The sequence below is a fragment of the Neorhizobium sp. CSC1952 genome (assembly GCF_030378245.1).
GTDB classification, from domain to species: Bacteria; Pseudomonadota; Alphaproteobacteria; order Rhizobiales; family Rhizobiaceae; genus Neorhizobium; species Neorhizobium oryzae_A.
Genome location: NZ_CP128416.1, coordinates 2,379,319 through 2,406,054 on the forward strand (window position 1 = coordinate 2,379,319; position 26,736 = coordinate 2,406,054).

Here is a 26,736-nt window from a genome sequence, read left to right on the forward strand (position 1 = left end):
AACTCAAGCTTTCAAGATAGCAGTCTTTGTGGCGAAGACGAGGGCAAGGGGCGGATGCCCCCCATATTTTAGGCAGTTTCCCGCAAAAGTGAACGCCGCGTTAAAGGCTCACGCAAGCCAGGCGGGCACGGAATCGAGGCCGATGAGCTCCTCGTAGGTGCCGCGCGGACGCACCACGTGGAAGTCGGCGCCCTTGACCAGAACCTCCGGCACCAGCAGGCGGGAGTTGTAGGTTCCGGCCTGGACGGCGCCATAGGCGCCGGCGGAAGCGACGGCGATCAGGTCGCCCGGCTTCGGTTCGGCCATCTCGCGGTCGAGCGCGAGATAGTCACCCGTTTCGCAAACCGGTCCAACCACGTCGCCTTTGATGCGCGGCGCATCGGCCGGCGGCACGACCACCGGGCGGATCATGTGATAGGCGTCGTAGAGCGTCGGGCGGATCAGGTCGTTCATCGCGCCGTCGACGATGACGAAGGCCTTTTCGCCGCCGTCCTTCACGTAGATCACCTCGGTCACCAGGATACCGGCATTGCCGACGATCAGCCGGCCGGGCTCGGTGACGATCCTGCAGTTCAGCGAGCGGAGCTGGCGCTTCACCGTCTCCGCATAGGCGTCTGGAAGCGGCGGCGGAGTGTTGTCGTCCTTGTAGGGAATACCCAGTCCCCCGCCGATATCGACGTGGTCGATGCGGTGACCGTCGGAGCGCAGCGTGTCGACCAGTTCGCGCAGCAGCCGGAACGCGTCCTCGAAGGGCTGCAGCTCGGTAATCTGGCTGCCGATATGCATGTCGATGCCGGTCACGTCGATGCCATCAAGCGTCGCGGCATGGGCGTAGACGGCGCGGGCACGCTCATAGGAAATGCCGAACTTGTTTTCCTTCTTGCCCGTGGAAATCTTGGCATGCGTGCGGGCGTCGACGTCCGGATTGATGCGGAAGGAGACATGCGCCTTCTTGCCGGCCTTGACGGCGCGAAGGTTCAGGACTTCCAGCTCGGGCTCGGATTCGACGTTGAAACAGTAGATGCCGGCTTGCAGCGCCAGGTCCATTTCCTGCACCGTCTTGCCGACGCCGGAGAACATGATGCGGCTTGCCGGAATGCCGGCGGCCAGCGCGCGGCGCAGCTCGCCGCCGGACACCACGTCGACGCCGGCGCCGAGCCGGCCGAGCGTCTTCAAGACCGCCTGGTTGGAATTCGCCTTCATCGCATAGCAGACCATGGCGTCCACATCGGCGAAGGCCTTCGCGAAGACCTTGTAGTGACGCTCCAGCGTGGCCGTCGAATAGACGTAGAAAGGCGTGCCGACAGCCCTGGCGATTTCCGGGATCGGCACGTTTTCGGCGTGCAGCACGCCGTCGATATAGTGAAAGTGATTCACGTCAAAACCCGAATTACAGAAGCGGATCGAGGACGAAAGGCTTGTCGGGAACAGGCTCCTTTGCCCGCTCTGCGGCGGATCCGCTTTTGCGGATGTTCTGCTGCTCCACCGGAGTGCTCGGACGGTCGAGGTCGCCCTTGCGGCCGCAGCCCACGGCGACAATGCCGGCGAGGCTCAGCGCAAAAGTGATGCGGGCGATGTTCATCAGCGACTTCGACATGCTCTTACCTTCTCCAGCACGGCTCAAGGACCTGTCATAGCGAAGTTCCGCGCTCTTGTGCAGTATCATTCCGGCATCACCTGACTGGCATCGGTATCGTCTTCAGTTGCGGGCACGCCACCAGGCGATCTGCTTGCGCACTTCGGATGGCGCCGTGCCGCCGAAGCTCTGGCGGCTGGCGACGGAGGCGTCCACGGTCAGTACGTCGAACACCTTTTCGGTGATCGCGGCATTGATCTCCTTGAGCTCTTCCAGGGAAAGCTCGGCCAGCCCACATCCCTTGCTTTCGGCGAGCGCCACGGCGCGGCCGGTCACATGGTGGGCGTCGCGGAAAGGCAGGCCCGCCTCGCGCACCAGCCAGTCGGCGAGATCGGTCGCGGTCGAATAGCCGGAGCCGGCAGCGGCGCGCATTTTATCGGCGCGAATGGTCATGTCGCGCATCATGCCGGTCATGGCGGCGATCGCCAGCTCCAGGTTCTCGGCGGCGTCGAAGACCTGTTCCTTGTCTTCCTGCATGTCCTTGGAATAGGCGAGCGGCAGGCCCTTCATGACGGTCAGAAGTGCCACCAGCGAACCGTTGATGCGGCCGGTCTTGGCGCGCACCAGTTCGGCGGCGTCCGGGTTCTTCTTCTGCGGCATGATCGACGAGCCGGTGGAAAACGCGTCCGACAGGCGCACGAAGCCGAATTGCGGCGTCGACCAGATGACGATCTCTTCCGCAAGGCGCGACAGATGCACCGCGCAGATCGCTGCGACCGAGAGGAATTCCAGCGCGAAGTCGCGGTCTGAAACGGTGTCGATCGAGTTGCGGGTCGGCTCGCGGAAACCGAGCGCCTTGGCCGTCATATGGCGGTCGATCGGAAAACCGGTGCCGGCGAGTGCCGCAGCGCCGATCGGGCTTTCGTCGAGGTGATCGATCGCGTGGCGCACGCGGGCGCGGTCACGGCCGAACATTTCCACATAGGCCATGCAGTGGTGGCCGAAGGTCACCGGCTGGGCGGTCTGGAGATGCGTGAAGCCGGGCATCACCGTCTCGGCATGCTCTTCCGCCCGGTCGAGGAAGGCGGCGATCAGGTCGGTCAGCATGCGCTCGGTCTTGGCAAGCTCTTCCTTCACCCAGAGGCGGAAATCGAGCGCCACCTGGTCGTTGCGGGAGCGGGCGGTATGCAGGCGCCCGGCCGCGGGGCCGATGAGGGCCGCCAGCCGTGCCTCGACGTTCATGTGGATGTCTTCGAGCTTCCGGGAGAATTCGAACTTCCCGCTTTCGATCTCTGACATGATCGTGTTCAGGCCAGACAAGATCTTGTCTTTATCTTCGCGGGAAATGATGCCTTTTTCGGCCAGCATGGTCGCATGCGCTATTGAGCCGCGGATATCCTGGGCGAAGAGCTTCTTGTCGAAACCGATCGAGGCATTTATCTCCTCCATGATCGCGTCCGGCCCCGAGGCGAAGCGTCCGCCCCACATCTGGTTGGAGGATGTCGCGTCCTTCGTGCCGTCGGCCATAGTGCCAAGTCCTGGAGTCATTGATGACGAACAAAAGACCTTTCGGCCTTCCTTCCGTCCGGTTGATCATGATTGCCGGCATTGCGGGCGTGCTCGCCGGCGCCGTGGCGGTATACGTGAGGAACACGGGGTCTGGCAATGGCGAAGCGCCGCTCCTCGCCCAATCCTCCGGGGCTTGCGAGGGAGCCATCGAAAAGGTGACGTCGGTTTCCGAATTCTCCAGGGGCCAGGTCGCCGCCATGGTCGCGGCCGCGCCGCCGCGGCCGCTCGACCTCGCCTTCAAGGGGCCGGACGGCAAGGACCTGAAGACGGCGGATTTCGCCGGCAAGACGGTGCTGCTCAATCTCTGGGCCACCTGGTGCGGCCCGTGCCGCGAGGAGATGCCGGCGCTGAACGCGCTTCAGAAGGAGATGGGCGGCGAGGATTTCGAAGTCGTGGCGGTCAATATCGATACCGGGAACGACGAGAAGCCGAAGGCCTTCCTCTCCGAATACGGCGTCGATGCGCTCGGTTATTATCGCGACAGTTCGATGGGCGTCTTCAACGCGCTGAAGAAGGAAGGCCTCGCCTTCGGCCTGCCCGTGACGCTGGTCATGGACCAAAAGGGCTGTCTGATATCGGCAATGAACGGCCCGGCCGCCTGGGACAGTCCCGACGCCAAGGCGCTGATCACGGCGGCGAAGGGGTCGTAATCCTCGCAATTTTCTCCGGTGGACGGCTGCCGGCTTTTCGCTATTCTTCCAATGGTTGTGACAGCGAAAGCAGACGCGCCCTGCCAGGCGCATCGGAGAAGACGGGCTCCTCCGACCATGGCGAAGGCCTCGCTATCCAACTGGAGGGTGATCTATGTGGTCTAGGCCATTTAGCATCACGTTCACCTTAAGGAAAACCCGCACGGGCTGGCAGGCTAGCGTGCGGGTTTTATTCCTAAGATGATCGAGGGAGACGGGCGAAAGCTCGTCTCCCACTCCCCTAATATAGTTGGGAACGGCTTGACTGGCAAGCCAACGGTTGTAGCGGCTAACACCCGCCTACCGCGTTGGAACCGGCGTCTCGCCGCGGTAATCATAGAACCCGCGGCCGGATTTGCGGCCGAGCCAGCCGGCCTCGACATATTTCACCAGAAGCGGGCAGGGACGGTATTTCGAATCCGCCAGGCCGTCGTGCAGCACCTGCATGATCGACAGGCAGGTGTCGAGGCCGATGAAATCGGCAAGCTGCAGCGGACCCATCGGATGATTGGCGCCGAGCTTCATCGCCGTGTCGATCGCCTCGACCGTGCCGACGCCTTCGTAGAGCGTGTAGATCGCCTCGTTGATCATCGGCAGAAGGATGCGGTTGACGATGAAGGCGGGGAAGTCTTCGGCGACCGTCACGGTCTTTTCCAGCGTAGCCACGTAGTCCTTGGCGGTCTGGAAGGTGGTCTCGTCGGTCGCGATGCCGCGCACCAGTTCCACGAGCTTCATGACCGGCACCGGGTTCATGAAATGTATGCCCATGAAATGTTCGGGGCGATCCGTGGCGGAGGCGAGGCGGGTGATGGAGAGGGACGACGTGTTGGTGGCGAGCAGGGCTTCCGGCTTCAGGACCGGACAGACAGCGGCATAGATCTTCCGCTTGACGCTCTCGTCCTCGGTCGCCGCCTCGATCACCATGTCCGCCGGAGCGAGGTCGTTCACGTCAGCCGAGCCGGAAATGCGGGAAAGCGCCGCCTTCCGATCTTCGTCGGAGAGTTTTCCGTTCGTCACCTGGCGGGCAAGGTTGCCGTTGATCGTGGCAAGCGCTGCCTCGATCCGGTCCTTGGAAAGATCGTACATCTGCACCTTGTATCCGGCGAGCGCCGAAACATGTGCGATGCCGCAGCCCATCTGGCCCGCTCCGATGACGCCGATATTCTTTATGACCGAACTCATTGCTTCGTTCCCTGGGGTTCGCTCCCGCGACGCCGAACGCTATCCCCTGCGTGCGCCGATTTTATGAAAATGCCGGACTGCATGCATGCAGTCCGGCAGATTGTTATTCCGCCAATTGACGTTTTGCCAGCATTTTTCGCGCTTGCGAAATGAACAATGTTCAAATCGGCTAGAGCGCCTTTTCAAGCTGCGGCAGGATTTCGAAGAGGTCGCCGACGATGCCGTAGTCCGCGACCTGGAAGATGGGGGCTTCCTCGTCCTTGTTGATCGCGACGATGACCTTACTGTCCTTCATGCCGGCCAGATGCTGGATGGCGCCGGAAATGCCGGCTGCGATGTAGAGGTCCGGCGCGACCACCTTGCCGGTCTGGCCGACCTGCCAGTCGTTCGGGGCGTAGCCCGCATCGACCGCGGCACGGCTTGCGCCAACGGCGGCACCCAGCTTGTCGGCCACCGGAAGGATGACTTCCTTGAACTTTTCCGACGAGCCGAGCGCCCGGCCGCCCGAGATGATGATCTTGGCCGAGGTCAGTTCCGGACGCTCCGACGACGACAGCGCGTCCGAGACGAAGCTCGACACGCCGGGGTTTTCGGCAGCGGAGACGCTTTCGACCGAAGCCGAGCCGCCTTCACCGGCCGCCTGGAAGGAGGCCGTGCGCACCGTGATGACCTTTTTTGCATCGGTCGACTGCACGGTCTGGATGGCGTTGCCGGCATAGATCGGCCGTTTGAAGGTATCCGGGCTGACAACCTCGATGATTTCCGAGACCTGGGCGACGTCGAGAAGGGCCGCCACGCGCGGCAGGATGTTCTTGGCGGACGTGGTCGCCGGGGCGATGATCACGTCATAGGACGGCGCGAGCGACAGGATCAGCGCCGCCACCGGTTCGGCAAGCTTGTTGGCGAGGCTAGCATCGTCGGCAAGCAGCACCTTGGAGACGCCGGAAAGCTTGGCGGCGGCATCGGCTGCAGCCTTGGCGCCGGAGCCGGCGACCAGCACATGCACGTCGCCGCCGATCTTGGAGGCGGCGGAGAGCGCCTTGGCGGTCTGGTCGGAGAGGGTCTGGTTGTCGTGTTCTGCCAGAAGAAGAATGGCCATGATAAAAGTCTCCCTATCCGTCCCTTAGAGCACGCCGGCGGTCTTGAGGCTGGCGACCAGCTCCTCGACCGATTTGACCTTGACGCCCGCCTTGCGGCCGCCAGGCTCTTCCGTCTTCAAGACCTTCAGCCGCGGCGCGGTGTCGATGCCGAAATCGCCGGGCGTCTTCTTGTCGAGCGGCTTCTTCTTCGCCTTCATGATGTTCGGCAGCGAGGCATAGCGCGGCTCGTTCAGGCGCAGGTCGGTGGTGACCACCGCCGGCAGCTTCACCTCGATCGTCTGCAGGCCGCCATCCACTTCGCGGGTGACCTTCGCCGAACCGCCGGAAAGCTCGATCTTGGAGGCGAACGTCGCCTGCGCCGAGCCGAGGAGGGCCGCCAGCATCTGGCCGGTCTGGTTGGAATCGTCGTCGATCGCCTGCTTGCCGACGATGATCAGGCCCGGCTGCTCGGCTTCCACGACACCCTTCAGGATCTTGGCGACGGCGAGCGGCTCGACGACATCGTCGGTCTCGACCAGGATCGCCCGGTCGGCGCCCATGGCGAGCGCCGTCCTCAGCGTCTCTTCCGCCTTGGCCGGGCCGATCGACACGACCACCACTTCCTCCGCCTTGCCCGCTTCCTTCAGACGCAGAGCCTCCTCGACGGAAATCTCGTCGAACGGGTTCATCGACATCTTCACATTCGCAAGCTCGACACCCGTGCCGTCCGCCTTCACGCGGATCTTCACGTTGTAATCAACCACTCGCTTTACAGGCACCAGGATCTTCATGGGGTCCTTCCTTGACTATCTCCAGCCGCAAATTGCGACATTTGCCGCTTCCTCATTTGTCAGTGGGCGACATGGATACGCATTTTTCGCGCGACTGCAACGCGGATTCTGAGCGGAAGCTTGCCGTTTTCTCATAGACCTATTCTGTTGCCGCAGCGACCTGCGGAACGTCCGGCTTGCGCTCCACCGCCTTCGGCGTCACGAGCTGGCGGTCGAAAAGCGGCACGCCCCTGCGGCGCATGAAGAGGACGAGGATCGCGCCGGCGATGATGCCGCCGACATGCGCGCCCCAGGACACCATGCCGTCGGCATCGAGGACCAGCATGGCGAATTGCTGGATGATCCAGAGCGCCAGGGGGATGAAGGCGGGCAGCGGCAGCGGAATGCGGAAAAGCACCAGAACCCAGACCCTCACGCGCGGGTGCAGCAGGAAATAGGCGGCGACGACACCGGAGATCGCGCCCGAGGCGCCGATCAGCGGGCCTTCCGAGGACGGCACGACGAGGCCGTGAAGGGCGGCGCCCGCGGTGGCGCAGAGCAGGTAGAAGATCAGGAACTTCAGATGCCCCAGCGCATCCTCGACATTGTCTCCGAACACCCAGAGGAACAGCATGTTCGAGGCGAGATGCCAGAAATCCAGATGCAGGAAGGAATAGGTGATGAACGTCGCGTCGTCCGGAACGATGATGAGCGACGGATCGAGCGCGGCGTAATCGAAGATCACCGCCGGAATGAAACCGAGGCCGAGCGAGGCATGTTCGACGACTTCCGGGCTGGCGACGGTGCTGAACAGCCAGAACAGCACGTTGACGACGATGATGCCGATCGTCACGTACTGGACGCGGATATATTTCAGCTCGACGGCGTCATGCAGCGGGATGAACATCGTTTTTAACTCCCCCTGCGTCTCTCTTACCGGTTTTTCCCCGGAACCCAAAGCACATCCGCCTTGCCGCCGTCATTGGCGAAACGCGCCGCCACGAACAGGAAGTCGGAAAGCCGGTTGACGTATTTCAGTGCGGCGCCGCTCACCGCCTCGCGCCGCGAAAGCTCCACCATCAGCCTTTCGGCGCGGCGGGCGACGGTGCGCGCAAGGTGCAGATGGGCGGAAGCGGGCGAGCCGCCCGGCAGCACGAAGGATCGGAGCGGATCGAGACGGGCGTTCAGCGCGTCGATCTCGTTCTCCAGCCGCGTCGTCTGCGCTTCGACGATGCGCAGCGGTTCGTAGTCCAGCTTTTCGCCGGTATCGGGTGCCGCGAGGTCGGCCCCGAGATCGAAGAGATCGTTCTGGATGCGGGAAAGCATCGCGTCGAGCTCGGCCATGTCTGACGTATGGAGCCGGGCCAATCCCACGGTGGAGTTCGTTTCGTCGACGGTGCCGTAGGCCTCGACGCGCAGATCGTGCTTTTGGCGCCGCGGCCCGGAAACCAGCCCCGTCGTGCCGTCATCGCCGGTCCGCGTGTAGATCTTGTTGAGCTTTACCATCTGTCCCGATCTATCTAAGACCCCTTCACCGACAAAATCTAGCACTTAGCTAAAGCTAAGCTGCTGATTTTGTAACCTCTCCCACCAAGGGAGAGGTAGACCTGCGGCAGCGCGGCATTCCCATCTCTCCCCTTTGTGGGAGAGAAAGCAATTTCAGCTCTTAGCATAGCTAAGTGCTGGAAATTGCAAGTGAGGGGACCTGCCGCTCAGACTCAGCTCGGCCGTCCCCCGCCCGTGATCCAGAGTGTGAGCATGATGAGGACGATTGCGATCGCCTGCAAGAGGACACGCAGCTGCATCAGCTTGTTGGATTTGTTCGCGTCGCTTCCCTTGAGCATGTTGAACAGCCCGCGGATGAGGACGAGCACGACGAGCCCCATGACGATCAGGGTCAGGACGGTGGTGAAGCTGGACATTCCGAGATTGCTTTCTGTTCAGTCGATCCGGCGCATGAGCTTATAGAAGAGCGCGGCCGGGAGTATCCTTTTCAGGAAGGCGCCCTGCTTGGCGGGCCTCGTTACCAGATAATGTGGCCTGGGGCGAGCCGCGGTCAAGGCATGCGTCAAGACGCCGTAGACCGCTTCCGGGCCGAGCTTGTAGCGGCTGACCGGGCCTCGCCCGTCGAGGCGCTTGATCTGCCGCTTGTACTCCCGGGCGTGGACGGAGCCCTCGAGGTCGATATTCTCCCTGATCTTGGCGAGCGAATTGGCGGTGAAGCGCGAGGCGATCGGCCCCGGCTCGATGAGGCTCACCTCGATGCCGCTGCCCTCGAGCTCCATCCGCATGGTGATGGTGAGCCCTTCGAGGGCATATTTCGAGGCCGTATAGGCACCGCGGTAGCGATAGGGCAGGATGCCCAGTATGGAGGAGCAGTTGACGATGCGGCCGCGCCCCTCGGCGCGCATCAGCGGGATCACCCGCCGCGTCAGCTCGTGCCAGCCGAAGACATTGGTCTCGAACTGTTCCCGCAGCACGTCTGTCGAGAGGTCCTCCACGGCGCCGCCCTGCCCGTAGGCGCCGTTGTTGAAGAGCGCGTCGATCCGGCCGCCGGTGCGTTCCCGCACCGCCTCCACCAGAGCCGCGATGGTTTCCGGCTTCGTGTAATCCATCAGCAGGGCCTCGATGCCGTCGGCTTCGAGCGCGGCAAGGTCGGCTTCCCTGCGCACCGTCGCGAAGACCCGCCAACCGTCCGCCTTGAGGGCGCGGGCGCAATGGGCGCCGATGCCGGAGGAACAGCCGGTAACGATGATCGTTCTTCTTTCGTCCATGAGGAGCCCATCCCTGTACAATCGGAAGGGTTCCTCCCATATTTCGCGCCAGGCCACAACGGAGTCGCCATTGACCGAAGAGAACCGCCCCATCCGTTGGCCCAGGCTCGCCTACAAGGTGCTCTGGGATGCCTATTGCCATTTCAACGAGGACGACGGCTGGGCGATGGCGAGCCATGTGGCGCTTTCCGGCCTTCTGGCGCTCTTTCCCTTTCTGATCTTCGGCACGGCCCTGGCGGGCTTTCTCGGTGCGGGCGGGTTTTCGGAAACCGCGGTGCATCTTCTCTTCGACACCTGGCCGGCGGATATCGCGACCCCGATAGCCTCGGAAATCCAGCGGGTCCTGGAGATGCGGCGCGGCGGGCTGCTGACCATCTCGGTGCTGGCGGCCGCCTATTTCGCCTCCAATGGCGTCGAGGCGCTCCGGATTTCCCTCAATCGCGCCTATCGGGTCGCCGAAACGCGGCCCTGGTATGTGACGCGCCTCGCCAGCCTCGGCTATGTCATCGTCGCCGTCGTGGCCTTCGCCCTGATCAGCATCGTGCTGGTGGCGGTGCCGATCGCGATGCGCTTTGCCGAAACGCGCTTTCCCTGGCTGATCAGCGATCTGGCCAGGGCCGCCAACTGGGGCCTTTACGGCACGGCGCTGGTGCTGACGATCGGCCTTCTGGCCTCGCACAAATGGCTGCCGGCCGGCCGGCGCAGGCTCATCGACATCCTGCCGGGCGTCGTGCTGACGATCGCCCTCTGGACGGTGTTCGGCTTCGGTTTCGCCGCCTATCTGTCGACCTTCGCCAATTATGCCGCGACCTATGCGGGTCTCGCGTCGATCATGATCGTGCTGGTCTTCCTCTACATGGTCGGCGTGATCTTCATGCTGGGAGCGGAGCTCAACGCGGCACTGATGAAATACCGGATCTACTCGGTGTTCTCGCGGCTTCGAAGGATCGATGCCGGTCGCGAACCGGTTCCCTCACAGGCCGACGAGCCGGCGAACGTCGCCGGCCAGGAAGCCCTGGTCGCGAAGCGCCGCGAGCCCGGTTGAGCTCTCGCTCTTCGACAGCTTCCTTCCGTCCTGTCCCATGACCAGCCGGTGGTGGTGGTAGACGGGCTGCGGAAGCCCGAGCAGCTCCTGCAGAAGCCGGTGCACGGCGGTCGCCTCGAAGAGGTCGAGCCCCCGCACCACATGGGTGATCCCCTGAGCCGCATCGTCCACCGTGACCGACAGATGGTAGCTCGACGGCGCATCGGAGCGCGACAGGACCACATCGCCCCAGGCGGAGGGGTCGGCCGGGATTTCGCCGCGTTCGCCGTCGCCGGTTTCCGTCCAGATCAGGGGCCGGCCGATGTGCTCCAGGGCTTTTTCCATGTCGAGCCGGAAGGCATGCCGCACGCCCCTTTCGATCAACGCCCCGCGCGCCGCCTTGCTTCGATGCCGGTCGTCGTCGGGATAAAGCGGCGATCCGTCCGGGTCGTGCGGCCAGATTTTTCCCTCCGCTTCATGGGCGGCGACCTTCGCCTTCACCTCACCGCGGGTCATGAAGGCCGGATAGACCAGGTCCATTTCGATCAGCCGGTCGAGGGCGGCACGATAGTCGTCGAAATGTTCCGATTGCCGCCGCACGGGCTTCTCCCAGTCGAGCCCAAGCCAGGAAAGGTCGCGATAGATCGCCTCCTCGAATTCCGGCGTGCAGCGGGTGAGGTCGATATCCTCGATCCGCAGCAGGAAACGCCCGCCGTTTTCCCGGGCCATGTCGTGGTTGAGGAGCGCGGAAAGCGCGTGGCCGAGGTGCAGCAGCCCGTTCGGGCTTGGCGCGAAACGATAGACCGGTTTATCAGAGGGTGCAGCGGGCATGCTCTGTTGTGCCATGCTTTTCGACAAACGGCCATGGGAGAGGCTGAACGGCCGATGAAGATCATCCGCAATCATTCGGACATCCAGGTGGGGCTTCGGGCGCTGGCCGGGCTCGATCCCCGGCTGGCGGCCGTCGCCGATGCCGCAGGTCCGGTGCCGCTGCGTCTCAACCAGCCGGGCTTTGCGGGGCTTGCCTCGATCGTCGTGTCGCAGATGGTCTCGCGGGCGAGTGCGGAGGCGATCTGGAGACGGATTACGGCGGCCGGTCCGCTCACGCCGGAAGGCTATGCGGCGCTGGATCCGGCCGTCGTCGCGACCTTCGGCCTTTCACGGGCGAAGGCGGCGACGCTTCTCAACCTTTCCGAGGCAATTTCGCAGGGCCGTTTCGATCTCGACGCCGTCGCGGCGCTCGAAACGGCCGAGGCAATCCGGGCCATGACCGCGCTTCCCGGCATCGGTCCGTGGACGGCGGAAGTCTACCTGATGTTCTGCGGCGGGCATCCGGACATCTTTCCCGCCGGCGACGTGGCGCTGCAGGCCTCGGTCGCCCATGCTTTCGGTCTCGAAGCCCGGCCTTCGGCAAAGGATCTCACGCGCATGGCTGAAATCTGGAGCCCGTGGCGATCTGTCGCGTCGCGGCTTTTCTGGGCCTATTACGCGGCAAAAATGCGACGCAACGTCACCCCTCTCGTATAATGGCAGACTTCGAGTATCCCTCTGCATTTATTGGGCTTCACAATCCTGTAACAACGGACCTAATATAGAAGTACAGATGCCGAATCGGGTAGGAGCGTCACTTGACGATTGCAGTCTCCCCGCAGGCCCTGCCGGCGCTCGTGCTGAACGCTGACTACCGGCCGCTGAGTTATTATCCCTTGTCGCTATGGTCCTGGCAGGACGCGATCAAGGCGGTTTTCCTCGACCGGGTGAATATCATTGCCGAATACGAACAGTCGGTCTGCTCCCCCAGCTTCTCGATGAAGCTGCCGAGCGTCGTCAGCCTCAAGACCTACATCCAGCCGACCCGCAATCCGGCCTTCACCCGGTTCAACGTCTTCCTGCGCGACCGGTTCGAGTGCCAGTATTGCGGCGCCCATGACGACCTGACCTTCGATCACGTCATCCCCCGCGCGCATGGCGGGGAGACGACCTGGGAGAATGTCGTGGCGGCCTGTTCGCCCTGCAATCTGAGGAAGGGCAGCAAGCTGCCGAAGCAGGCCGGCATGTTCCCGCACCAGAAGCCCTACCAGCCGACGGTGCAGGACCTGCACAACAACGGCCGGCTCTTCCCGCCGAACTATCTGCACGAAAGCTGGATGGACTATCTCTACTGGGATACGGAACTGCAGCCCTAAATCGCCCGAACGGTCACGATGCCGAGGCCGCTTCGGACGGCTTGGTTTCTCGACAGAGGCCTGTAATCTTTCCTCCGTCATGCTCGGGCCTGTCCCGAGCATCTGCCTGCATCAAACGTGAGCAGATCCTCGGCACAAGGCCGAGGATGACGCCGAGTAGGGCCGGAGGTTTGTCAACGGGCTGAAAGGCCGCTTCAGGCGGCCTTTTTCGCGCCAACGAAGGCGATTGCCGCCAGGATGACGCTGGCGATGACGTTCCAGCCCGCGAAGGAGAGGCCGAGCACGCGAAGCGCCGCTTCCGTGCAGGAAGGACCGTGGACCGTGTTGAGGTCGGAAAGCAGGCTGCCGGCATTGGTGGTGACGCCGGCACCGCCCCCGCAGCTTGCTGGGCCTTCCCAGAAGCTCCACTCGACGCCCGCGTGATAGACGCCCATGCCGGCGCCGACGAGCATCATCACACCGATGACGACGAGCAGCGCGCGGGTGACCCAGGCCGGCAGGCCGATCGCGGCGGCGATGACCGCCAGGATGCCGACCGGGATGCCGTAATAGTAGGGATTGCGCTGCAGGAGGCAGAGCGCGCAGGGAATGTAGCCGCCGATATACTGGAAGGCCAGCGCGCCGCCGACGGTCGCGGCCATGCCGAGAGTGACGAGAACGGCATAGCCGATACCGGTGCGGGAACGGGTGGTGGACGCTGTCAGCGCCATGCGCTTCTCCTGATATGTCTTGCGGGCCCAGGGCCGTCAGCATCACTTAGAGCAGATGGGCTCGTGCTGTAAATGATCGCGGACGAGACAGATCGTCTCCAATCCGGCACTTTTCCGTGAGTTTGCGGAGGATTTGTGGTGCCCCGTGCCGGAATCGAACCAGCACTCCTTTCGGAACCTGATTTTGAGTCAGGCGCGTCTACCAATTCCGCCAACGGGGCACTTCGGTAACGGCAAGCGCTCTATCACGGGGTCGCGGGGCGATGCAAGGATGAAGTGCCGGTCGTGTGAGCCGATGCGGGCATGGCGAGCCGCAAGGGTGGTGGAGCCGCGGATAGGTCCCTCCCTTGTCCCCCTTGTATTTCAAGTTTCGAAGATGTTAGCTGGTGCAGCATAATGAGAAGCAACGCCCATGAAACTGCCCGCCCGCGCCTCCTATGAGGATCTCCGCCGTGATTTCGTCTGGGAGATTCCGCGGCGGTTCAACATGGGGGAAGCGGTCAGCGACGCCTGGGCGGCAAAGCATCCCGGCCGCGTCTGCCTCCAGCATTTCAGCCCGGACGGCCGTCACCTCGCGCTGACCTATGGCGAGCTCTCGGCCCGTTCCGCATCGCTTGCCAATGCCTTCCTTGCCCTCGGCCTGAAGCCCGGCGACCGGATCGCGCTCCTCCTGCCGCAGAGTTTCGAGACGGTCATCGCCCATGTGGCGATCTACAAGATGGGCGCCATCGCCCTGCCGCTCGCGCTGCTTTTCGGGGCCGAAGCGCTCGAATACCGGCTGAAGGCGTCGGGCGCCGCGGCGATCGTCACCAATGCCTTCGGCCTCACGCGGCTTGCCGGTCTCGGAACCAAGCTGCCGGACCTCAGGCACGTGATCGTCACGGGGGACGCTGCGGCGGGCGAGGGCCTCCTGTCGTTCGACACGCTGGTCTCCGGCCATCCGCCGCTTTTCGAGGTGGCCGGGACCGGGCCGGACGATCCGGCGCTGATGATCTTCACCTCCGGCACGACCGGTCCGCCGAAGGCGGCGCTGCACGGGCACCGGGTGCTCGCCGGCCATATTCCCGGCTTTCAGCTCGGGCACGAGTTCGCGCCGCAGCCGGGCGACAGGATCTGGACGCCGTCCGACTGGGCCTGGGCGGGCGGCCTGCTCAACGTCCTGATGCCGGCGCTGATGCTCGGCATTCCCGTCGTCTCCTCGCCGGCGCAGAAGTTCGATGCCGACATGGCCTTCCGCATCATGGCCGAGATGGATGTCCGCAATGCCTTCATCCCGCCGACGGCGCTGCGGCTGCTGAAATCCGTCGAAAAGCCGCTCGAGAAATATGATCTGAAGCTTCGGACGATCACGTCGGCCGGCGAGGCGCTGGGCCGCGAGACCTATGAATGGGCGAAATCGGCGCTCGGGCTGACGGTCAACGAGCTCTTCGGCCAGACCGAGTGCAATTTCGTCCTCGGATCGGCCGCCGGTCTCGGCGTGTCGCGCGGCGGGGCGATCGGCCGCGCCGTGCCCGGCCACCACGTTGCGATCGTCGACGAGAAGGGCATCGAGATGCCGGTGGGGAAGATGGGCCAGATCGCCATCCGCCGGCCGGATCCGGTGATGTTCCTGGGCTACTGGAACGACGCGGCTGCGACCGCGGCGAAGTTCGTCGGCGACTGGCTGATCACCGGCGACCTCGGCCGGCAGGATGCCGACGGCTACGTGGAATTCGTCGGCCGCGACGACGACGTCATCACCTCGTCGGGTTACCGCATCGGGCCGAGCGAGGTCGAGGACTGTCTGACCGGCCACCCGGCGGTGAGGCTTGCGGCGGTGGTCGGCAAGCCCGATCCGGTCCGCACCGAGATCGTCAAGGCCTATATCGTCCTGGCAGCCGGCTACAGCCCGGGCGACGCGCTGGCGGCGGAGATCCGCGAATGGGTGAAGACGCGGCTTTCCATGCACGAATATCCGCGCGAGGTCGCCTTCGTCGACGATATCCCGCTGACGACGACCGGCAAGGTCATCCGCCGGCTGCTTCGGGAGAGGGCCGCCACCGAATAGAGCAATTCCAGGAAAAGTGTGTAGCGGTCTTCCGTCAGGAATTGGGTGAAAGCAAAGAACTATTCCGAGCGGCCGGCGATCGCCAGGATCTTTTCCCTCAGGATGCGGGCCATGTTGCGGGTGTTGCGGTAGAGGTGGAGCTGGGCGGCCACCTGCCGCACGTCGCGGTCGCCGTTCTGGGTGAGCCCGATCACCAGCGTGCCCATTTCCTCGCGCTCTTCCCAGAAGCGGCTCATGATCGGATGGTCCGGCACGGCGCAGCTGTCGGTGCGCATGATGTTGGCGTCTTCGAGATGCCATTCGGTCAGCTTCACCATCAGGAGCTTGCCGGGCGAATAGGGGGCGAAACCCTCGTCGTAGGCGGTCTTCCATGTATAGGCCTCGCCGGCCATGACGAAGACGACAAGCGAGGCGATGGCGCGGCCGTCGACGTCGACGGTATGGATGCGCACCGCATCGGCCTCGGCGAGGTTGGTGATCGCCTCGCGGGCGAAGGCGGCACGATAGCGGTCGTTGATGAGGGCGGAGCGGCGGCGGCCCTTCCAGCCCTTGGCTTCGAGCAGCAGGAATTCCTCCATGCGCAGCCTGACCTCCTCCGGCTGGCGGGCGACGGAATAGGCGACAGTCCCCCGGCTCTCCAGGTTGCGCCAGAGGCGGCGCATCTCGCGGAAATGATGCGGGGAGATCGCGTGCTTCAGGTAGGTCTCGCCGTCGGCGAGGCTTTCCAGCATCGGGCGGAGGAACGTGTCGGTGACGGTGACCGGCAGGTTGCGGCCGATCGCGACCGCCCTGGCGAGCTGCGCGAAACGGCCGTTGAGCCGCACGTCCGGCATGACGAGCACGGAGGGGAGCCGCGCTTCCCGGGAGGCGAGCGCCTCCAGAAGGTTGTCGATCGTCTCGGCGGCGTCCTCCGCATCGACGAGCGGCGTTCCGAGCGGGCCGAAAGGATTGGCCCAGGTGCGGATGATCGAGGCGCCCATGGAGAAGCCCGGCTTCTCGATCGTGAAGGGCATCAGGAGCCGCATGCGGCTGCGCATGCCGCTCTCGTCGCGGATCAGCGCGAAACGCACCTGCTTGTCCTCCACCCGCGGCATGGCGGGTGCCAGCAGTCGGGCCGAGAAGAAGATGTTCGGCTCCATCGCGCGGTTCGAAAGGAATTCGAGCTCCTCCTGCAGGTCGTAGCCCAGGGAAGCGGGATAGAGGCAGAGTTCGCGGCCCGGGCGGCCGACGGGCAGGCGCGCGTCGGCGTCGGGGCGTGCGGCCCGGAAGGCCGGGATCGCCGGAAACCGGCCGCCGCCGTCACCCTCGAAATCGCCGCTGATCGGAGGTTGGGCCATGGTCATGAAACCTTTGGAGAAGCGGAGGGCGCCGGATCGGCGAAGGCGAAGAGCACGATGCCGAGCGTGCGGCGCACCGCGATATGCAGGAGGACCGCTTCGATCATCATTCCGGCTGCCGTCGCGAGCGCCGCACCCGTCAGGCCGAGGCGCGGGATGAGCACGACGTAGAGGCCGATGCTGGCGGCAAGCGTTGCGGCATAGAGCAGGACGCAGAGGTTCTGGTGGCCCGCCATCGACAGCAGCACCTCGCCGGGACCGACCAAGGACTTGGCGAGGATGCCGGCAAAGAGGATCGCCATCAGCCAGTAGCCGGCGGTAAAGGCGCTGCCGAACAGCGAGAGCAGCAGTTCGCCGGCGGCAAGGGCCACGAGGCCGACGGCGAGCGACGGCCAGAAGCTCCAGCGCGCCATCTGCCCGGCGAAGGCTGCGAGCGCCGGCATGTCCCCCTCCGCCATGATCGCGGAGAAACGGGGGCCGGCCGCGGCCTTGATCGAGAAATAGACGAACTGGACGAGCACGATGGTCTTCGCCGCGGCGTAATAGATGCCGACCTGGTCGGGAGGCAGATAGATGCCGACGACCACGACATCCGCGTTGGTCAGGAGAAAGCCGATGCCGTCGACGAGGAAGAGCGGCAGCGAATAGCGGAACCAGGCGCCGAGCTCGAAGCGTTTCGCCCCGGGGCCGTATTCGCGGCGCAGGCGCAGCGTCAGGCGCAGGAGCTGGGAGAGCGTCGTGACATAGGTCGCGGCAAGCGCCGCCTGCATGGCCGTGACCGCCGTCTGCGGGGCGCCGAGCCAGATGGCGAGAAGCATGAAGGCGAGGATCAGCGCCGGGCGGATCAGGTAGGTGGGCGAGAGCGCCGTCACCGTCCAGCCGTTGGAGCGCGCGGTGCCGTCCAGCACGTCGCCGAGCGCGATCATCGGCATGGTGAAGAAGGCGAGCGCGATCGGCACGAGGTAATAGGCCTCGACCGTATCGCCGAAGACGTAGAGGAACAGGAAGCCGAGGCCGGCGACCGCGCTTGCCGAGACGAGCGCCACGAGGCGGACGGCGAGGTTCAGGCCGCGCACGCTCGCCAGTTCGCCGCGCGCCCTGTGCTGGTGCAGGAAGCGGATGACGGAAGTGTGGAAGCCGAGGCAGGAGAGATTGCCGGCGAGCACGACCAGAACCCAGACGAAGGCGAAGATGCCGTATTCGAATTCGCCCATCAGGCGGGCGAGCACGATCTGCGAGACGAAGGCGATCGCGGCGCTGAAGATGCGGATCACGAAGGCGGTGAGCGCCCGGCGCTGGGCGCGGGCGGTTTCGTCGTCGTTGGTCAGGATCGCTTCAAGCTTGCGCGTCAGCGGAGCGAGCCGGGCTTTCAGGCCAGGCGGCAGCAGTCTTTCCGCTGTTTCGATGACCGCCATGATGGGCACGCACTACTCATGAAGCCGACGGGAACAATGGCCAAAAGTGTTGCCACAGCAGGGTTAAGAAAGGGTTCGCCCGGCTGCCGAAGGATTCATGATTTGAGGGAACTGATATCCCCTCACCAACAAAATCTACGACTTAGCTTTGCTAAGATCGTGATTTTGTAACCTCTCCCACAAGGGGAGAGGTAGACTCGTGGCGGCGAGGCATCCTTATCTCTCCCTTTGTGGGAGAGAAAGCGATTTCAACATCTTAGCTTTAGCTAAGTGTTAGAAATCGCAAGTGAGGGGATACTGGGGAGGGCCTCACACCTGCTCGAAGGCGCCGTGGCAATGCTTGTATTTCTTGCCCGAACCGCAGGGGCAGGGCTCGTTGCGGCCGACCTTACCCCAGCTTGACGGGTCTTCCGGCCGGCGGTCCTGGGGGGCGGCGATGAAGTTCTCGCCGTCCTGGCCGGTGAACTGGTCCTCGCCGGTCATCGGATCGACGTGATGCCCTTCGAAGACCGGCGGCGGTTCCGGCGGCTGCGGGTTCTGCACCAGCTCGACGCGCATGAGCTGCGCGGTGACCGCTTCGCGGAGGTTCGCGAGCAGCGCCTGGAAGAGCTCGAAGGCTTCCGCCTTGTATTCCTGCAGCGGATCGCGCTGGGCATAGCCGCGGAAGCCGATGACCGAGCGCAGGTGGTCGAGGTTGACGATGTGCTCGCGCCACAGATGGTCGAGCGTCTGGAGCAGCACGGAGCGCTCCACATAGGTCATGATGTCGGCGCCGAAGCGTTCGCGGCGGTCGGTTGCCGCCTTGTCGGCCGCCTCGGTGATCCGCTCGCGGATATCGTCCTCGCCGATGCCCTCTTCCTTGACCCAGTCCTCTACCGGCAGGTCGAGGTTCAGCAGGCGGCCGACGTCCTCGCGCAGCCCCTGCGCATTCCACTGCTCCGCATAGGCGCGTTCGGGGATATGCTTGGCGACCAGGACCTCGATCACCTCGTTGCGCATTTCCTCGACCACTTCGGAAACGTCTTCGGCATCCATCATCTCGAGACGCTGCTCGAAGATCACCTTGCGCTGGTCGTTGGTGACGTCGTCGTATTTCAGAAGGTTCTTGCGGATGTCGAAGTTGCGGGCCTCGACCTTCTTCTGCGCCCGTTCCAGCGCCTTGTTGATCCAGGGATGGACGATCGCCTCGCCTTCCTTCAGGCCCAGCTTCTGCAGCATGCCGTCCATGCGGTCGGAGCCGAAGATGCGCATCAGGTCGTCCTGGAGCGACAGGTAGAATTTCGAGCGGCCCGGGTCGCCCTGACGGCCGGAACGGCCGCGGAGCTGGTTGTCGATGCGGCGGCTTTCGTGGCGCTCGGTGGCGATGACGTAAAGGCCGCCGGCTGCGAGCGCCTGCTCCTTCAGCTGCTTCACCTCGTCGCGGATCGCGGCTTCCTTCGCCGCGCGCTCGGCCGGATCCTCGACGCCTTCGAGCTCGCGCTCGAGGCGCATCTCGATATTGCCGCCGAGCTGGATGTCGGTGCCGCGGCCGGCCATGTTGGTGGCGATCGTGACGGCGCCCGGCACGCCGGCCTGGGCGACGATATAGGCTTCCTGCTCGTGGTAGCGGGCGTTCAGCACCTGGAACTGGTCGAAACCGGACTGGCGCAGCAGGTTGGCCAGCAGTTCGGACTTCTCGATCGAGGTCGTGCCGACGAGAACCGGCTGGCCGCGCTCATGGGCGGCCTTGATCTCCTCGATGATCGCCTTGAACTTCTCCTCGAAGGTCCGGTAGACCTCGTCGTCCTCGTCGATACGGGCGATCGGCAGGTTGGTCGGAACCTCGACTACTTCGAGCTTGTAGATATTGCCGAATTCTTCCGCTTCCGTCGAAGCCGTGCCGGTCATGCCGGCGAGCTTTTCGTACATGCGGAAATAGTTCTGGAAGGTGATCGAGGAGAGCGTCTGGTTCTCCGGCTGGATCTGCACCTTCTCTTTGGCTTCGAGCGCCTGGTGCTGGCCTTCCGAATACCGGCGGCCGGGCATCATGCGTCCGGTGAACTCGTCGATGATGACGATCTCGCCGTTACGGACGATGTAGTCCTTGTCGCGGGTGAAGAGCTTGTGGGCCTTCAGCGCGTTGTTGATGTGGTGGACGATCGCGACGTTCTCGACGTCGTAGAGCGACTCGCCCTTCAGAAGGCCGGCCTCGCGCAGCAGGTTCTCGAGCTTCTCGGTGCCCTGTTCGGAGAAGTTGGCGGAACGCTGCTTCTCGTCGATTTCGTAGTCTTCCGGCGTCAGAACCGGGATGAAGGCGTCGATCGTGTTGTAGAGATCGGAGCGGTCGTCGAGCGGACCGGAGATGATCAGCGGCGTGCGCGCCTCGTCGACCAGGATCGAGTCCACTTCGTCGACGATCGCATAATTGTGGCCGCGCTGGACCATCTGGGCGCGGTCGTATTTCATGTTGTCGCGCAGATAGTCGAAGCCGAGCTCGTTGTTGGTGGCGTAGGTGATGTCGCAGGCATAGGCCGCGCGGCGCTGGTCGTCGTCGAGGCCGTGGATGATGACGCCGGTGGTGAGGCCGAGGAAGCCGTAGAGCCGGCCCATCGTGTTGGCGTCGCGCTGGGCGAGGTAGTCGTTGACGGTGACGACATGCACGCCCTTGCCGGCGAGCGCGTTCAGATAGACCGGAAGGGTCGCCACCAGCGTCTTGCCTTCGCCGGTCTTCATCTCGGCGATCGCGCCGTCGTGAAGGATCATGCCGCCCATGAGCTGCACGTCGAAAGGCCGCAGGCCCAGCACGCGGCGGGATGCTTCGCGCACCACGGCGAAAGCCGGGATCAGGATGTCGTCGAGCGTCTTGCCTTCCGCCAGCAGCTTCTTGAATTCCGCCGTCTGGGCGGCGAGCTGTTCGTCGGAGAGGGCCCTGGTCTTCTCCTCGATCGAATTGATGGCGTCTATTCTCGGCTGGTAGCCGCGCAGGCGGCGGTCGTTTGCCGAACCGAACAATTTGCGGGCGATGCCGCCAAGGCTGACCATACGAATGGTCCTTTCTGATGTCAGTCCCGTGGGATCGCGGGCAGGGGCGCGCCGTCTTCGATGACGACAAAATGACCCGCCACGCCCGGAAACTCTGCTGGACGCGAAGTTGCGTGACAGATAAGAGGGGGGTCGAATGATGTCAACGGTGGCGGCCGATACAGAATGGCCACAATCCGGTGTTTGTGAAGGTTTTTCGGCCGGAATCAGGCATTCTGAAACCGGTGGCTCTATCGAAAGGTGAATCCGATGTTGCGCCACAAATTTCTCGTCACGGCCGCGCTCGCCGCTGCGATCTTCTCCCAGGCTCCCGTCTTCGCGGCGGAAGATCCGGTCGTCGCCAAGGTCGGCAACCTGGAAATCCGGCAGTCGGAACTCGACCTCGCGGTCCAGAACCTCGACCCGCAGCTCGCCCAGCTCCCGGACGAGCAGAAGAAGGTCGCCGCCCTTTCCGGCGCCATCGACGTCAAGCTTCTGGCTTCCGGCGCGATCGCCGAAGGCGTCAGGGATACCGACGATTTCAAGAAGCGGATGGACTATATCGCCGACCGCGAGCTCCACAACGCTTTCTTCCGCAAGCACGTCATCGACGCCGTCACGCCGGAAGAGGTGAAGGCCCGCTACGACAAGGAAATCGCCGCCCTCCCGAAGCAGGAAGAGGTGCATGCCCGCCACATCCTGGTCAAGACAGAGGACGAGGCGAAGGCGGTTATCGCCGATCTCGACGCCGGCAAGGATTTCGCGGAGATCGCCAAGGAAAAGTCGCAGGATTCCAACAAGGATGAAGGTGGCGACCTCGGCTGGTTCGGCCGCGGCCGCATGGTGCCGGAATTCGAGGAAGCGGCGTTCGCGCTGAAGAAGGGCGAATACACCAAGACCCCGGTGAAATCGCAGTTCGGCTTCCACGTCATCAAGCTCGAAGATACGCGCGACGCTCCGCCGCCGGCTTTCGAGCAGGTCCAGGACCAGGTCAGGCAGCTTGTGATGCGCGACAAGTACGTGGCGCTGATCGACAAGGCCAAGGCCGAGCAGAAGGTCGAGATCGTCGACGAGGCCCTCAAGAAGGGCTATGACGAGGTCAACAAGATGCAGGATGCCGCCGGCGGCGCGGAGGCTCCGGTCCCCGCTGCTCCTGCCCAGCAGTAATCTCCAGGGCCGGGCCAGCTCGTTGCACCGGTGTTGGCGGGCTCGCAACTTTTTCTTCGTCATGCTCGGGCTTGTCCCGAGCATCTAAGCCGCTAACGTTGCAGATCCTCGGGACAAGCCCGAGGATGACGCGAGAGGTGGGGCGGTTTGTCAGCAGTCTCGGGCCCGGATTTCCCGGGCCCTATCATATTCCAACAGGCCTTAGAGATGTCCGCTTCCGTTTCGCCGCTCGCTCCGAAATCCTATCCCGACATGCCTTCTCTGCGCGGCGTGCGCATGGCGACCGCCGCCGCCGGGATCAAGTACAAGAACCGCACCGACGTGCTTCTGATGGTTTTCGACAGGCCGGCGGCGGTGGCGGGCGTCTTCACCCGTTCCAAGTGCCCTTCGGCGCCCGTGGATTTCTGCCGCGCCAATCTGTCGCACGGCGTAGCGCGCGCCGTGGTCGTCAATTCCGGCAATGCGAATGCGTTCACCGGCGTCAAGGGCAAGGCCGCCACGGCTCTCACCGCGAAATCGGCTGCCGAAGCGGTCGGCTGCGGCGAGAACGAAGTCTATCTCGCCTCGACCGGGGTGATCGGCGAGCCGCTGGATGCGACGAAATTCGCCGGCGTGCTCGGCGACATGAACAGGACCGCCGCCGGCGACTTCTGGCAGGAAGCGGCCAAGGCGATCATGACCACCGACACCTATCCGAAGGTCGCCACCCGCACGGCCGAGATCGGCGGCGTCAAGGTGACGATCAACGGCATCGCCAAGGGCGCCGGGATGATCGCGCCCGACATGGCCACCATGCTCTCCTTCGTGGTGACCGATGCGGACATCGCCTCGCCCGTTCTCCAGACCCTGCTTGCCGCGGGCGTCGGGCCGAGCTTCAACTCGGTCACCGTCGACAGCGACACGTCCACCTCGGACACGCTGATGCTGTTTGCCACGGGTGCGGCGGCGGAAGACGGCCAGGCGCGTGTCGAAAGTCCCGACGATCCGCGGCTCTCGGGCTTCCGCGCCGCGCTCAACGATCTCCTCAAGGATCTGGCGCTGCAGGTCGTGCGCGACGGCGAGGGCGCCCGCAAGATGGTCGAGATCACCGTGACCGGCGCCGAGAGCGATGCAGCCGCCAAGAAGGTCGCGCTCTCCATCGCCAATTCGCCGCTGGTCAAGACGGCGATCGCCGGCGAGGATGCCAACTGGGGCCGCATCGTCATGGCCGTCGGCAAGTCCGGCGAGATGGCCGACCGCGACCGCCTGGCGATCTGGTTCGGCGATGTGCGCGTCGCCGTCGAGGGCGAGCGCGATCCGGGCTATTCCGAAGCCGCGACCACGGCGGTGATGCAGCGGGAAGACATCCCGGTGAAGGTCGATCTCGGCCTCGGCAGCGGCACCGCGACCGTCTGGACATGCGACCTCACCAAGGAATATGTCGCCATCAACGGCGACTATCGGAGCTGACGGAACTTGATGCGGGCATCCTTTCCCCAAAGCGACCTGCCGCTGGTGCGGCGGCTGGAGGCCGTGGGCTTCCGCGCCTGGCCGGCGGCTTCCGTCGTCTATGACGGCAGCTGGCAGGTGCGGCTGACAGGCGGCCATCCGTCCAAGCGGCTGAACTGCATCGTGCCCCTCGACCCTTCCGACCACCGGGACATGGCGGTTCGCCTCGCCAAGGCGCGCAAGCGCTTCGAGGCCTATGGCCGGCCGCTCGTCGTCCGCGAGACGCCGCTGGCACCACCTCCGCTTATCGAGCATCTCGCAAACGAGGGCTGGCGGGCGTTCGAGACGGTCGACGTGCTGACCGTCGATCTCACCGGGCTGGAACTGCCCGACACGCTGGACTACCTGCCGAGCCACGATATCGGCCGTTTCATCGATGCAAGTCTTGCCGTCGAGGGGGACGACGTTTCGCTGAAGCCGGCGCTTGCCGAGATCCTTTCCGCCATCAAGCCGCCGTCGGGCTTCTTCATGAAGCACGACCCGGTGGAGGGGCCGGTCGCCGCGGCGCTCTGCGTGCAGGACAACGATCTTGCCGGCATCATGTCCTTCGCCGTGTCGAAAACCCAAAGGCGCGGGGGCATCGGTACGGAAATCCTGTCCTCGGCGCTGCGCTGGGCGCGCATCAGCGGCGCCCGTTCGGCCTGGCTGCAGGTCGTTTCCGACAACGAGCCGGCGCTGGCGCTCTACCGCAAATTCGGTTTCCGCAAGGCCTACGAATACCGCTACTGGCGGCAGGAAGGTTGAGGATGAGCAGCGAGACGCCCCGCAAGCTGGTTCTCGTCGCGGCCTGCGCGCTGATCGACGGCGACGGCCGCATCCTGCTGGCCCAGCGCCCGGAGGGCAAGACGCTCGCCGGCCTGTGGGAATTCCCGGGCGGCAAGGTGGAGCCCGGCGAGACGCCGGAGGAGACGCTGGTGCGCGAGCTTCACGAGGAGCTCGGCATCGCCACCAAGATCCCGTGCCTTGCGCCGCTCACCTTCGCCAGCCACACCTACGAGACCTTCCACCTGCTGATGCCGCTCTATATCTGCCGGCGTTTCGAAGGCATCCCGACCGGCCGCGAAGGCCAGGCGATCAAATGGGTTCGTTCCAACGCGCTGCGCGACTATCCCATGCCGCCGGCCGACGAGCCGCTCATCCCCATCCTGCAGGACCTGCTGTAGATAAAATTAGCGCAATCGAATTCACCTCGCGTTAAGGGATCGTTTAGCCGCGTGTGATAGCGTCCGGCCCATCCAAGTAAACGCGTTGACGAGATTTCGAAGATATGGACGAGGAATTCTGGAAGACTGTGCGGGTCCGGCAGCGGGCGACGTACGGGTCCGGCAAGACCGGCGCGCTCAATATCGCACTCCTGTTCGGAACGGCGGCCATCGCTTTTGCTCTGATCCTGACGCCGATGCTGGCGGAGCGCGATGACGGGCGCCGGCTGGCTGATATCCAGAAGGATTTCGACCTGATCACGACGGGCTCCATCAGGCCTGCCGAAAAGACCATCAAGGAATACTCGATACGCCGCAGCATCCTGCAGGAGACGCCGGCTTCGGTCTGTATCGTGGAGGGCTACGCCGATAGCGACTGCTGAGGCCGGGCGGTCCGGCGCCTGGGTTCATCCATTCCAGATCCAAGGACATTCATGCGCCTTTTCAGCTCTCTTCTGAGGAATAAAAGCGGTGCGACGGCCGTCGAATACGGCCTGCTCGTCGCGATCCTGGCGCTGGCGCTGTTCGCCGCGCTCGGCGACTACTACGAGATCATGAACGAGATGTTCGGCGGGCTCGCCGACACCTACGCCAACGCCACGGATTAATTTCCGGCTCTATTCCGTTCCCTTGCGCAGGGCGTCGGCCAGACGCATCTTCGCGGAGCCCGGTTTCAATGGCTGCTGCTGGCTTTCGTGCGGCGCCCATCCGGAGGCGTAGATGATCGAAAAGGTGGCGCGGATGCGGCCGTCCGGATCGGAATAGCGCTCCGCATAAAGCTCGGCGGCCCGCACGAAGAAACGGCGCGTCACCGGCATTCGGCTGCGGCCGGCGAGCGGGTTGGTCATGCCCATGGCGCGCAGGTCGCGCATCAGCGGGAAGAGCGAGTCGTAGCGCACCGTATAGGTTTCGGCATCGACGACCGGCAGCGTGAAGCCGGCGCGCTGCAGGAGCCCGCCCACGTCCCGCACATCCGCGAAGGGAATGACGCGCGGGCTTGCGCCACCCGTCAGCTCGGCCTCGGCCGAGAGGAGAACGTCGCGCAATTCCGCGAGCGTGCCGGCGCCGGGGATCGCCGCCAGGAAAAGCCCGTCCGGCTTCAGCGCCCGGCGGATGCGGATCAGCGTGCCGGGCGTGTCGTTGACGAGGTGCAGGGCAAGCGGCGAAAGCACCAGGTTGACGGATTGCGGCTCCAGGGGAACGTCTTCCCAGACGGCGGCCGCGATATTCTCGCCGGGTTCGGCGAAGGCTTCGTTCGTCTCGATGCGGCGGATGCTGCCGATCTTGCCCGTGGCCAGCGCATCGCGGGCGGCGATGCCGGTGCCGCCATGCAGTTCGACGGCCGTTTCGAAACGGCGCTCGACGACCGCGAGGCGGTCCGCCAGCTCGCGCCCGGCGATCTCCAGCAGGAAGGCGGCATTGCGGCCGTGCTGCGCCAGCGCCCGTTCGCGCCTTGCCTTCACCAGCCGTTCGTCGAAGAGAATTTCCATGTCCAAACACTCACATTCGCCAGTCGCAAAG

Annotated in this window: 27 protein-coding genes and 1 tRNA gene; 11 read left to right on the plus strand and 17 right to left on the minus strand. The window is 64.3% G+C overall.

Going from position 1 to position 26,736, the window contains the following annotated elements; translation table 11 throughout:
* Window positions 1–108: 108 nt before the first annotated feature.
* From lysA to argH, 3 genes are all read right to left on the minus strand, one after another.
* Window positions 109–1,377, minus strand: a complete 1,269-nt coding sequence (gene lysA, locus QTA58_RS11670; RefSeq protein WP_289672932.1) for a diaminopimelate decarboxylase — start codon at window positions 1,375–1,377, stop codon at window positions 109–111.
* 13 nt (window positions 1,378–1,390) lie between these two features.
* On the minus strand, window positions 1,391–1,597 hold the full coding sequence (locus QTA58_RS11675; protein WP_085419591.1) for a hypothetical protein: 207 nt from the start codon (window positions 1,595–1,597) through the stop codon (window positions 1,391–1,393).
* A gap of 102 nt (window positions 1,598–1,699) precedes the next feature.
* Window positions 1,700–3,103 carry an argininosuccinate lyase gene (argH, locus tag QTA58_RS11680; protein ID WP_289672934.1) on the minus strand — a complete coding sequence of 468 codons (1,404 nt, stop codon included), beginning with the start codon at window positions 3,101–3,103 and terminating at the stop codon, window positions 1,700–1,702.
* Between the two features lie 23 nt (window positions 3,104–3,126).
* Here argH and QTA58_RS11685 point away from each other — a divergent pair, with 23 nt between their 5' ends.
* Window positions 3,127–3,795, plus strand: a complete 669-nt coding sequence (locus QTA58_RS11685; RefSeq protein ID WP_289672935.1) for a TlpA disulfide reductase family protein — start codon at window positions 3,127–3,129, stop codon at window positions 3,793–3,795.
* A 339-nt stretch (window positions 3,796–4,134) separates the two neighbouring features.
* Here the strand turns inward: QTA58_RS11685 and QTA58_RS11690 are convergent, their stop codons facing one another.
* From QTA58_RS11690 to QTA58_RS11720, 7 genes are all read right to left on the minus strand, one after another.
* Complete coding sequence (locus QTA58_RS11690; RefSeq protein ID WP_085419588.1) at window positions 4,135–5,016, minus strand: 3-hydroxybutyryl-CoA dehydrogenase; 882 nt, start codon at window positions 5,014–5,016, stop codon at window positions 4,135–4,137.
* Between the two features lie 169 nt (window positions 5,017–5,185).
* Window positions 5,186–6,115, minus strand: a complete 930-nt coding sequence (locus QTA58_RS11695) for an electron transfer flavoprotein subunit alpha/FixB family protein (protein WP_289672936.1) — start codon at window positions 6,113–6,115, stop codon at window positions 5,186–5,188.
* Window positions 6,116–6,139: 24 nt separating this feature from the next.
* On the minus strand, window positions 6,140–6,886 hold the full coding sequence (locus QTA58_RS11700) for an electron transfer flavoprotein subunit beta/FixA family protein (RefSeq protein WP_289672937.1): 747 nt from the start codon (window positions 6,884–6,886) through the stop codon (window positions 6,140–6,142).
* 139 nt (window positions 6,887–7,025) lie between these two features.
* Window positions 7,026–7,772, minus strand: a complete 747-nt coding sequence (locus QTA58_RS11705) for a rhomboid family intramembrane serine protease (protein WP_289672939.1) — start codon at window positions 7,770–7,772, stop codon at window positions 7,026–7,028.
* A 26-nt stretch (window positions 7,773–7,798) separates the two neighbouring features.
* Window positions 7,799–8,371, minus strand: a complete 573-nt coding sequence (locus QTA58_RS11710; protein ID WP_085419584.1) for a cob(I)yrinic acid a,c-diamide adenosyltransferase — start codon at window positions 8,369–8,371, stop codon at window positions 7,799–7,801.
* Window positions 8,372–8,583: 212 nt separating this feature from the next.
* The gene (locus QTA58_RS11715) at window positions 8,584–8,787 is read right to left on the minus strand and encodes a twin transmembrane helix small protein (protein WP_085419583.1); all 204 of its coding nucleotides are present in this window, start codon (window positions 8,785–8,787) and stop codon (window positions 8,584–8,586) included.
* Window positions 8,788–8,805: 18 nt separating this feature from the next.
* Window positions 8,806–9,639 carry an SDR family oxidoreductase gene (locus tag QTA58_RS11720; RefSeq protein ID WP_289672942.1) on the minus strand — a complete coding sequence of 278 codons (834 nt, stop codon included), beginning with the start codon at window positions 9,637–9,639 and terminating at the stop codon, window positions 8,806–8,808.
* Between the two features lie 70 nt (window positions 9,640–9,709).
* Here QTA58_RS11720 and QTA58_RS11725 point away from each other — a divergent pair, with 70 nt between their 5' ends.
* The gene (locus QTA58_RS11725) at window positions 9,710–10,684 is read left to right on the plus strand and encodes a YihY/virulence factor BrkB family protein (protein WP_234810844.1); all 975 of its coding nucleotides are present in this window, start codon (window positions 9,710–9,712) and stop codon (window positions 10,682–10,684) included.
* On the opposite strand, the gene gluQRS is transcribed toward QTA58_RS11725, so the two are convergent.
* The gene (gene gluQRS, locus QTA58_RS11730) at window positions 10,613–11,509 is read right to left on the minus strand and encodes a tRNA glutamyl-Q(34) synthetase GluQRS (RefSeq protein WP_289672945.1); all 897 of its coding nucleotides are present in this window, start codon (window positions 11,507–11,509) and stop codon (window positions 10,613–10,615) included. The two genes, QTA58_RS11725 and gluQRS, sit on opposite strands and share 72 nt — an antisense overlap.
* Before the next feature lie 39 nt (window positions 11,510–11,548).
* On the opposite strand from gluQRS, the gene QTA58_RS11735 reads away from it, so the two are divergent.
* Together QTA58_RS11735 and QTA58_RS11740 are read left to right on the plus strand one after the other, a co-directional pair.
* Window positions 11,549–12,190 carry a DNA-3-methyladenine glycosylase gene (locus tag QTA58_RS11735; protein WP_289672947.1) on the plus strand — a complete coding sequence of 214 codons (642 nt, stop codon included), beginning with the start codon at window positions 11,549–11,551 and terminating at the stop codon, window positions 12,188–12,190.
* A 101-nt stretch (window positions 12,191–12,291) separates the two neighbouring features.
* The gene (locus tag QTA58_RS11740; protein WP_085419579.1) at window positions 12,292–12,849 is read left to right on the plus strand and encodes an HNH endonuclease; all 558 of its coding nucleotides are present in this window, start codon (window positions 12,292–12,294) and stop codon (window positions 12,847–12,849) included.
* Window positions 12,850–13,043: 194 nt separating this feature from the next.
* Here QTA58_RS11740 and QTA58_RS11745 read toward each other — a convergent pair whose 3' ends face one another.
* A complete protein-coding gene (locus QTA58_RS11745) occupies window positions 13,044–13,553 on the minus strand; it encodes a disulfide bond formation protein B (protein WP_085419919.1) in 510 nt (169 codons plus the stop codon).
* A 142-nt stretch (window positions 13,554–13,695) separates the two neighbouring features.
* Window positions 13,696–13,780 (minus strand) — tRNA-Leu (locus QTA58_RS11750).
* 191 nt (window positions 13,781–13,971) lie between these two features.
* On the opposite strand from QTA58_RS11750, the gene QTA58_RS11755 reads away from it, so the two are divergent.
* Window positions 13,972–15,606 carry an AMP-binding protein gene (locus tag QTA58_RS11755; RefSeq protein ID WP_289672949.1) on the plus strand — a complete coding sequence of 545 codons (1,635 nt, stop codon included), beginning with the start codon at window positions 13,972–13,974 and terminating at the stop codon, window positions 15,604–15,606.
* Window positions 15,607–15,665: 59 nt separating this feature from the next.
* Here QTA58_RS11755 and QTA58_RS11760 read toward each other — a convergent pair whose 3' ends face one another.
* From QTA58_RS11760 to secA, 3 genes are all read right to left on the minus strand, one after another.
* Window positions 15,666–16,943, minus strand: coding sequence for a GNAT family N-acetyltransferase (locus QTA58_RS11760; RefSeq protein WP_085419917.1), 1,278 nt, complete (start codon window positions 16,941–16,943; stop codon window positions 15,666–15,668).
* Between the two features lie 2 nt (window positions 16,944–16,945).
* Window positions 16,946–18,367, minus strand: a complete 1,422-nt coding sequence (locus QTA58_RS11765; RefSeq protein ID WP_289672951.1) for a lipopolysaccharide biosynthesis protein — start codon at window positions 18,365–18,367, stop codon at window positions 16,946–16,948.
* Window positions 18,368–18,667: 300 nt separating this feature from the next.
* Window positions 18,668–21,379: a preprotein translocase subunit SecA gene (secA, locus tag QTA58_RS11770; RefSeq protein ID WP_085419575.1), complete on the minus strand. Its 2,712-nt coding sequence runs from the start codon at window positions 21,377–21,379 to the stop codon at window positions 18,668–18,670.
* A 249-nt stretch (window positions 21,380–21,628) separates the two neighbouring features.
* Between secA and QTA58_RS11775 the strand changes: the two genes are divergently transcribed.
* From QTA58_RS11775 to QTA58_RS11800, 6 genes are all read left to right on the plus strand, one after another.
* Window positions 21,629–22,525: a peptidylprolyl isomerase gene (locus QTA58_RS11775; protein ID WP_289672953.1), complete on the plus strand. Its 897-nt coding sequence runs from the start codon at window positions 21,629–21,631 to the stop codon at window positions 22,523–22,525.
* Window positions 22,526–22,732: 207 nt separating this feature from the next.
* On the plus strand, window positions 22,733–23,974 hold the full coding sequence (gene argJ / locus QTA58_RS11780; RefSeq protein ID WP_289672955.1) for a bifunctional glutamate N-acetyltransferase/amino-acid acetyltransferase ArgJ: 1,242 nt from the start codon (window positions 22,733–22,735) through the stop codon (window positions 23,972–23,974).
* A gap of 9 nt (window positions 23,975–23,983) precedes the next feature.
* Window positions 23,984–24,757: a GNAT family N-acetyltransferase gene (locus QTA58_RS11785; RefSeq protein ID WP_085419572.1), complete on the plus strand. Its 774-nt coding sequence runs from the start codon at window positions 23,984–23,986 to the stop codon at window positions 24,755–24,757.
* 2 nt (window positions 24,758–24,759) lie between these two features.
* On the plus strand, window positions 24,760–25,176 hold the full coding sequence (gene mutT / locus QTA58_RS11790) for an 8-oxo-dGTP diphosphatase MutT (RefSeq protein WP_289672957.1): 417 nt from the start codon (window positions 24,760–24,762) through the stop codon (window positions 25,174–25,176).
* A gap of 104 nt (window positions 25,177–25,280) precedes the next feature.
* Complete coding sequence (locus tag QTA58_RS11795) at window positions 25,281–25,598, plus strand: hypothetical protein (protein ID WP_289672959.1); 318 nt, start codon at window positions 25,281–25,283, stop codon at window positions 25,596–25,598.
* 51 nt (window positions 25,599–25,649) lie between these two features.
* Window positions 25,650–25,823, plus strand: a complete 174-nt coding sequence (locus QTA58_RS11800; RefSeq protein WP_085419569.1) for a Flp family type IVb pilin — start codon at window positions 25,650–25,652, stop codon at window positions 25,821–25,823.
* Window positions 25,824–25,832: 9 nt separating this feature from the next.
* Here QTA58_RS11800 and QTA58_RS11805 read toward each other — a convergent pair whose 3' ends face one another.
* Window positions 25,833–26,705, minus strand: a complete 873-nt coding sequence (locus tag QTA58_RS11805; RefSeq protein ID WP_289672961.1) for a methyltransferase domain-containing protein — start codon at window positions 26,703–26,705, stop codon at window positions 25,833–25,835.
* Between the last annotated feature and the right edge of the window lie 31 nt (window positions 26,706–26,736).

Excerpts from the sequence above, each read along its gene's own strand:
- QTA58_RS11710 (WP_085419584.1), bottom strand. The coding sequence starts at position 8,371 with ATGGTAAAGCTCAACAAGATCTACACGCGGACCGGCGATGACGGCACG.
- QTA58_RS11775 (WP_289672953.1), top strand. The coding sequence starts at position 21,629 with ATGTTGCGCCACAAATTTCTCGTCACGGCCGCGCTCGCCGCTGCGATC.
- argH (WP_289672934.1), bottom strand. The coding sequence starts at position 3,103 with ATGGCCGACGGCACGAAGGACGCGACATCCTCCAACCAGATGTGGGGC.
- QTA58_RS11685 (WP_289672935.1), top strand. The coding sequence starts at position 3,127 with ATGACGAACAAAAGACCTTTCGGCCTTCCTTCCGTCCGGTTGATCATG.
- mutT (WP_289672957.1), top strand. The coding sequence starts at position 24,760 with ATGAGCAGCGAGACGCCCCGCAAGCTGGTTCTCGTCGCGGCCTGCGCG.
- QTA58_RS11760 (WP_085419917.1), bottom strand. The coding sequence starts at position 16,943 with ATGGCCCAACCTCCGATCAGCGGCGATTTCGAGGGTGACGGCGGCGGC.
- gluQRS (WP_289672945.1), bottom strand. The coding sequence starts at position 11,509 with ATGGCACAACAGAGCATGCCCGCTGCACCCTCTGATAAACCGGTCTAT.
- QTA58_RS11690 (WP_085419588.1), bottom strand. The coding sequence starts at position 5,016 with ATGAGTTCGGTCATAAAGAATATCGGCGTCATCGGAGCGGGCCAGATG.
- QTA58_RS11715 (WP_085419583.1), bottom strand. The coding sequence starts at position 8,787 with ATGTCCAGCTTCACCACCGTCCTGACCCTGATCGTCATGGGGCTCGTC.
- QTA58_RS11785 (WP_085419572.1), top strand. The coding sequence starts at position 23,984 with ATGCGGGCATCCTTTCCCCAAAGCGACCTGCCGCTGGTGCGGCGGCTG.
- QTA58_RS11805 (WP_289672961.1), bottom strand. The coding sequence starts at position 26,705 with ATGGAAATTCTCTTCGACGAACGGCTGGTGAAGGCAAGGCGCGAACGG.
- QTA58_RS11705 (WP_289672939.1), bottom strand. The coding sequence starts at position 7,772 with ATGTTCATCCCGCTGCATGACGCCGTCGAGCTGAAATATATCCGCGTC.
- QTA58_RS11720 (WP_289672942.1), bottom strand. The coding sequence starts at position 9,639 with ATGGACGAAAGAAGAACGATCATCGTTACCGGCTGTTCCTCCGGCATC.
- QTA58_RS11700 (WP_289672937.1), bottom strand. The coding sequence starts at position 6,886 with ATGAAGATCCTGGTGCCTGTAAAGCGAGTGGTTGATTACAACGTGAAG.
- QTA58_RS11795 (WP_289672959.1), top strand. The coding sequence starts at position 25,281 with ATGGACGAGGAATTCTGGAAGACTGTGCGGGTCCGGCAGCGGGCGACG.
- QTA58_RS11755 (WP_289672949.1), top strand. The coding sequence starts at position 13,972 with ATGAAACTGCCCGCCCGCGCCTCCTATGAGGATCTCCGCCGTGATTTC.
- QTA58_RS11675 (WP_085419591.1), bottom strand. The coding sequence starts at position 1,597 with ATGTCGAAGTCGCTGATGAACATCGCCCGCATCACTTTTGCGCTGAGC.
- argJ (WP_289672955.1), top strand. The coding sequence starts at position 22,733 with ATGTCCGCTTCCGTTTCGCCGCTCGCTCCGAAATCCTATCCCGACATG.
- QTA58_RS11695 (WP_289672936.1), bottom strand. The coding sequence starts at position 6,115 with ATGGCCATTCTTCTTCTGGCAGAACACGACAACCAGACCCTCTCCGAC.
- secA (WP_085419575.1), bottom strand. The coding sequence starts at position 21,379 with ATGGTCAGCCTTGGCGGCATCGCCCGCAAATTGTTCGGTTCGGCAAAC.
- QTA58_RS11735 (WP_289672947.1), top strand. The coding sequence starts at position 11,549 with ATGAAGATCATCCGCAATCATTCGGACATCCAGGTGGGGCTTCGGGCG.
- QTA58_RS11800 (WP_085419569.1), top strand. The coding sequence starts at position 25,650 with ATGCGCCTTTTCAGCTCTCTTCTGAGGAATAAAAGCGGTGCGACGGCC.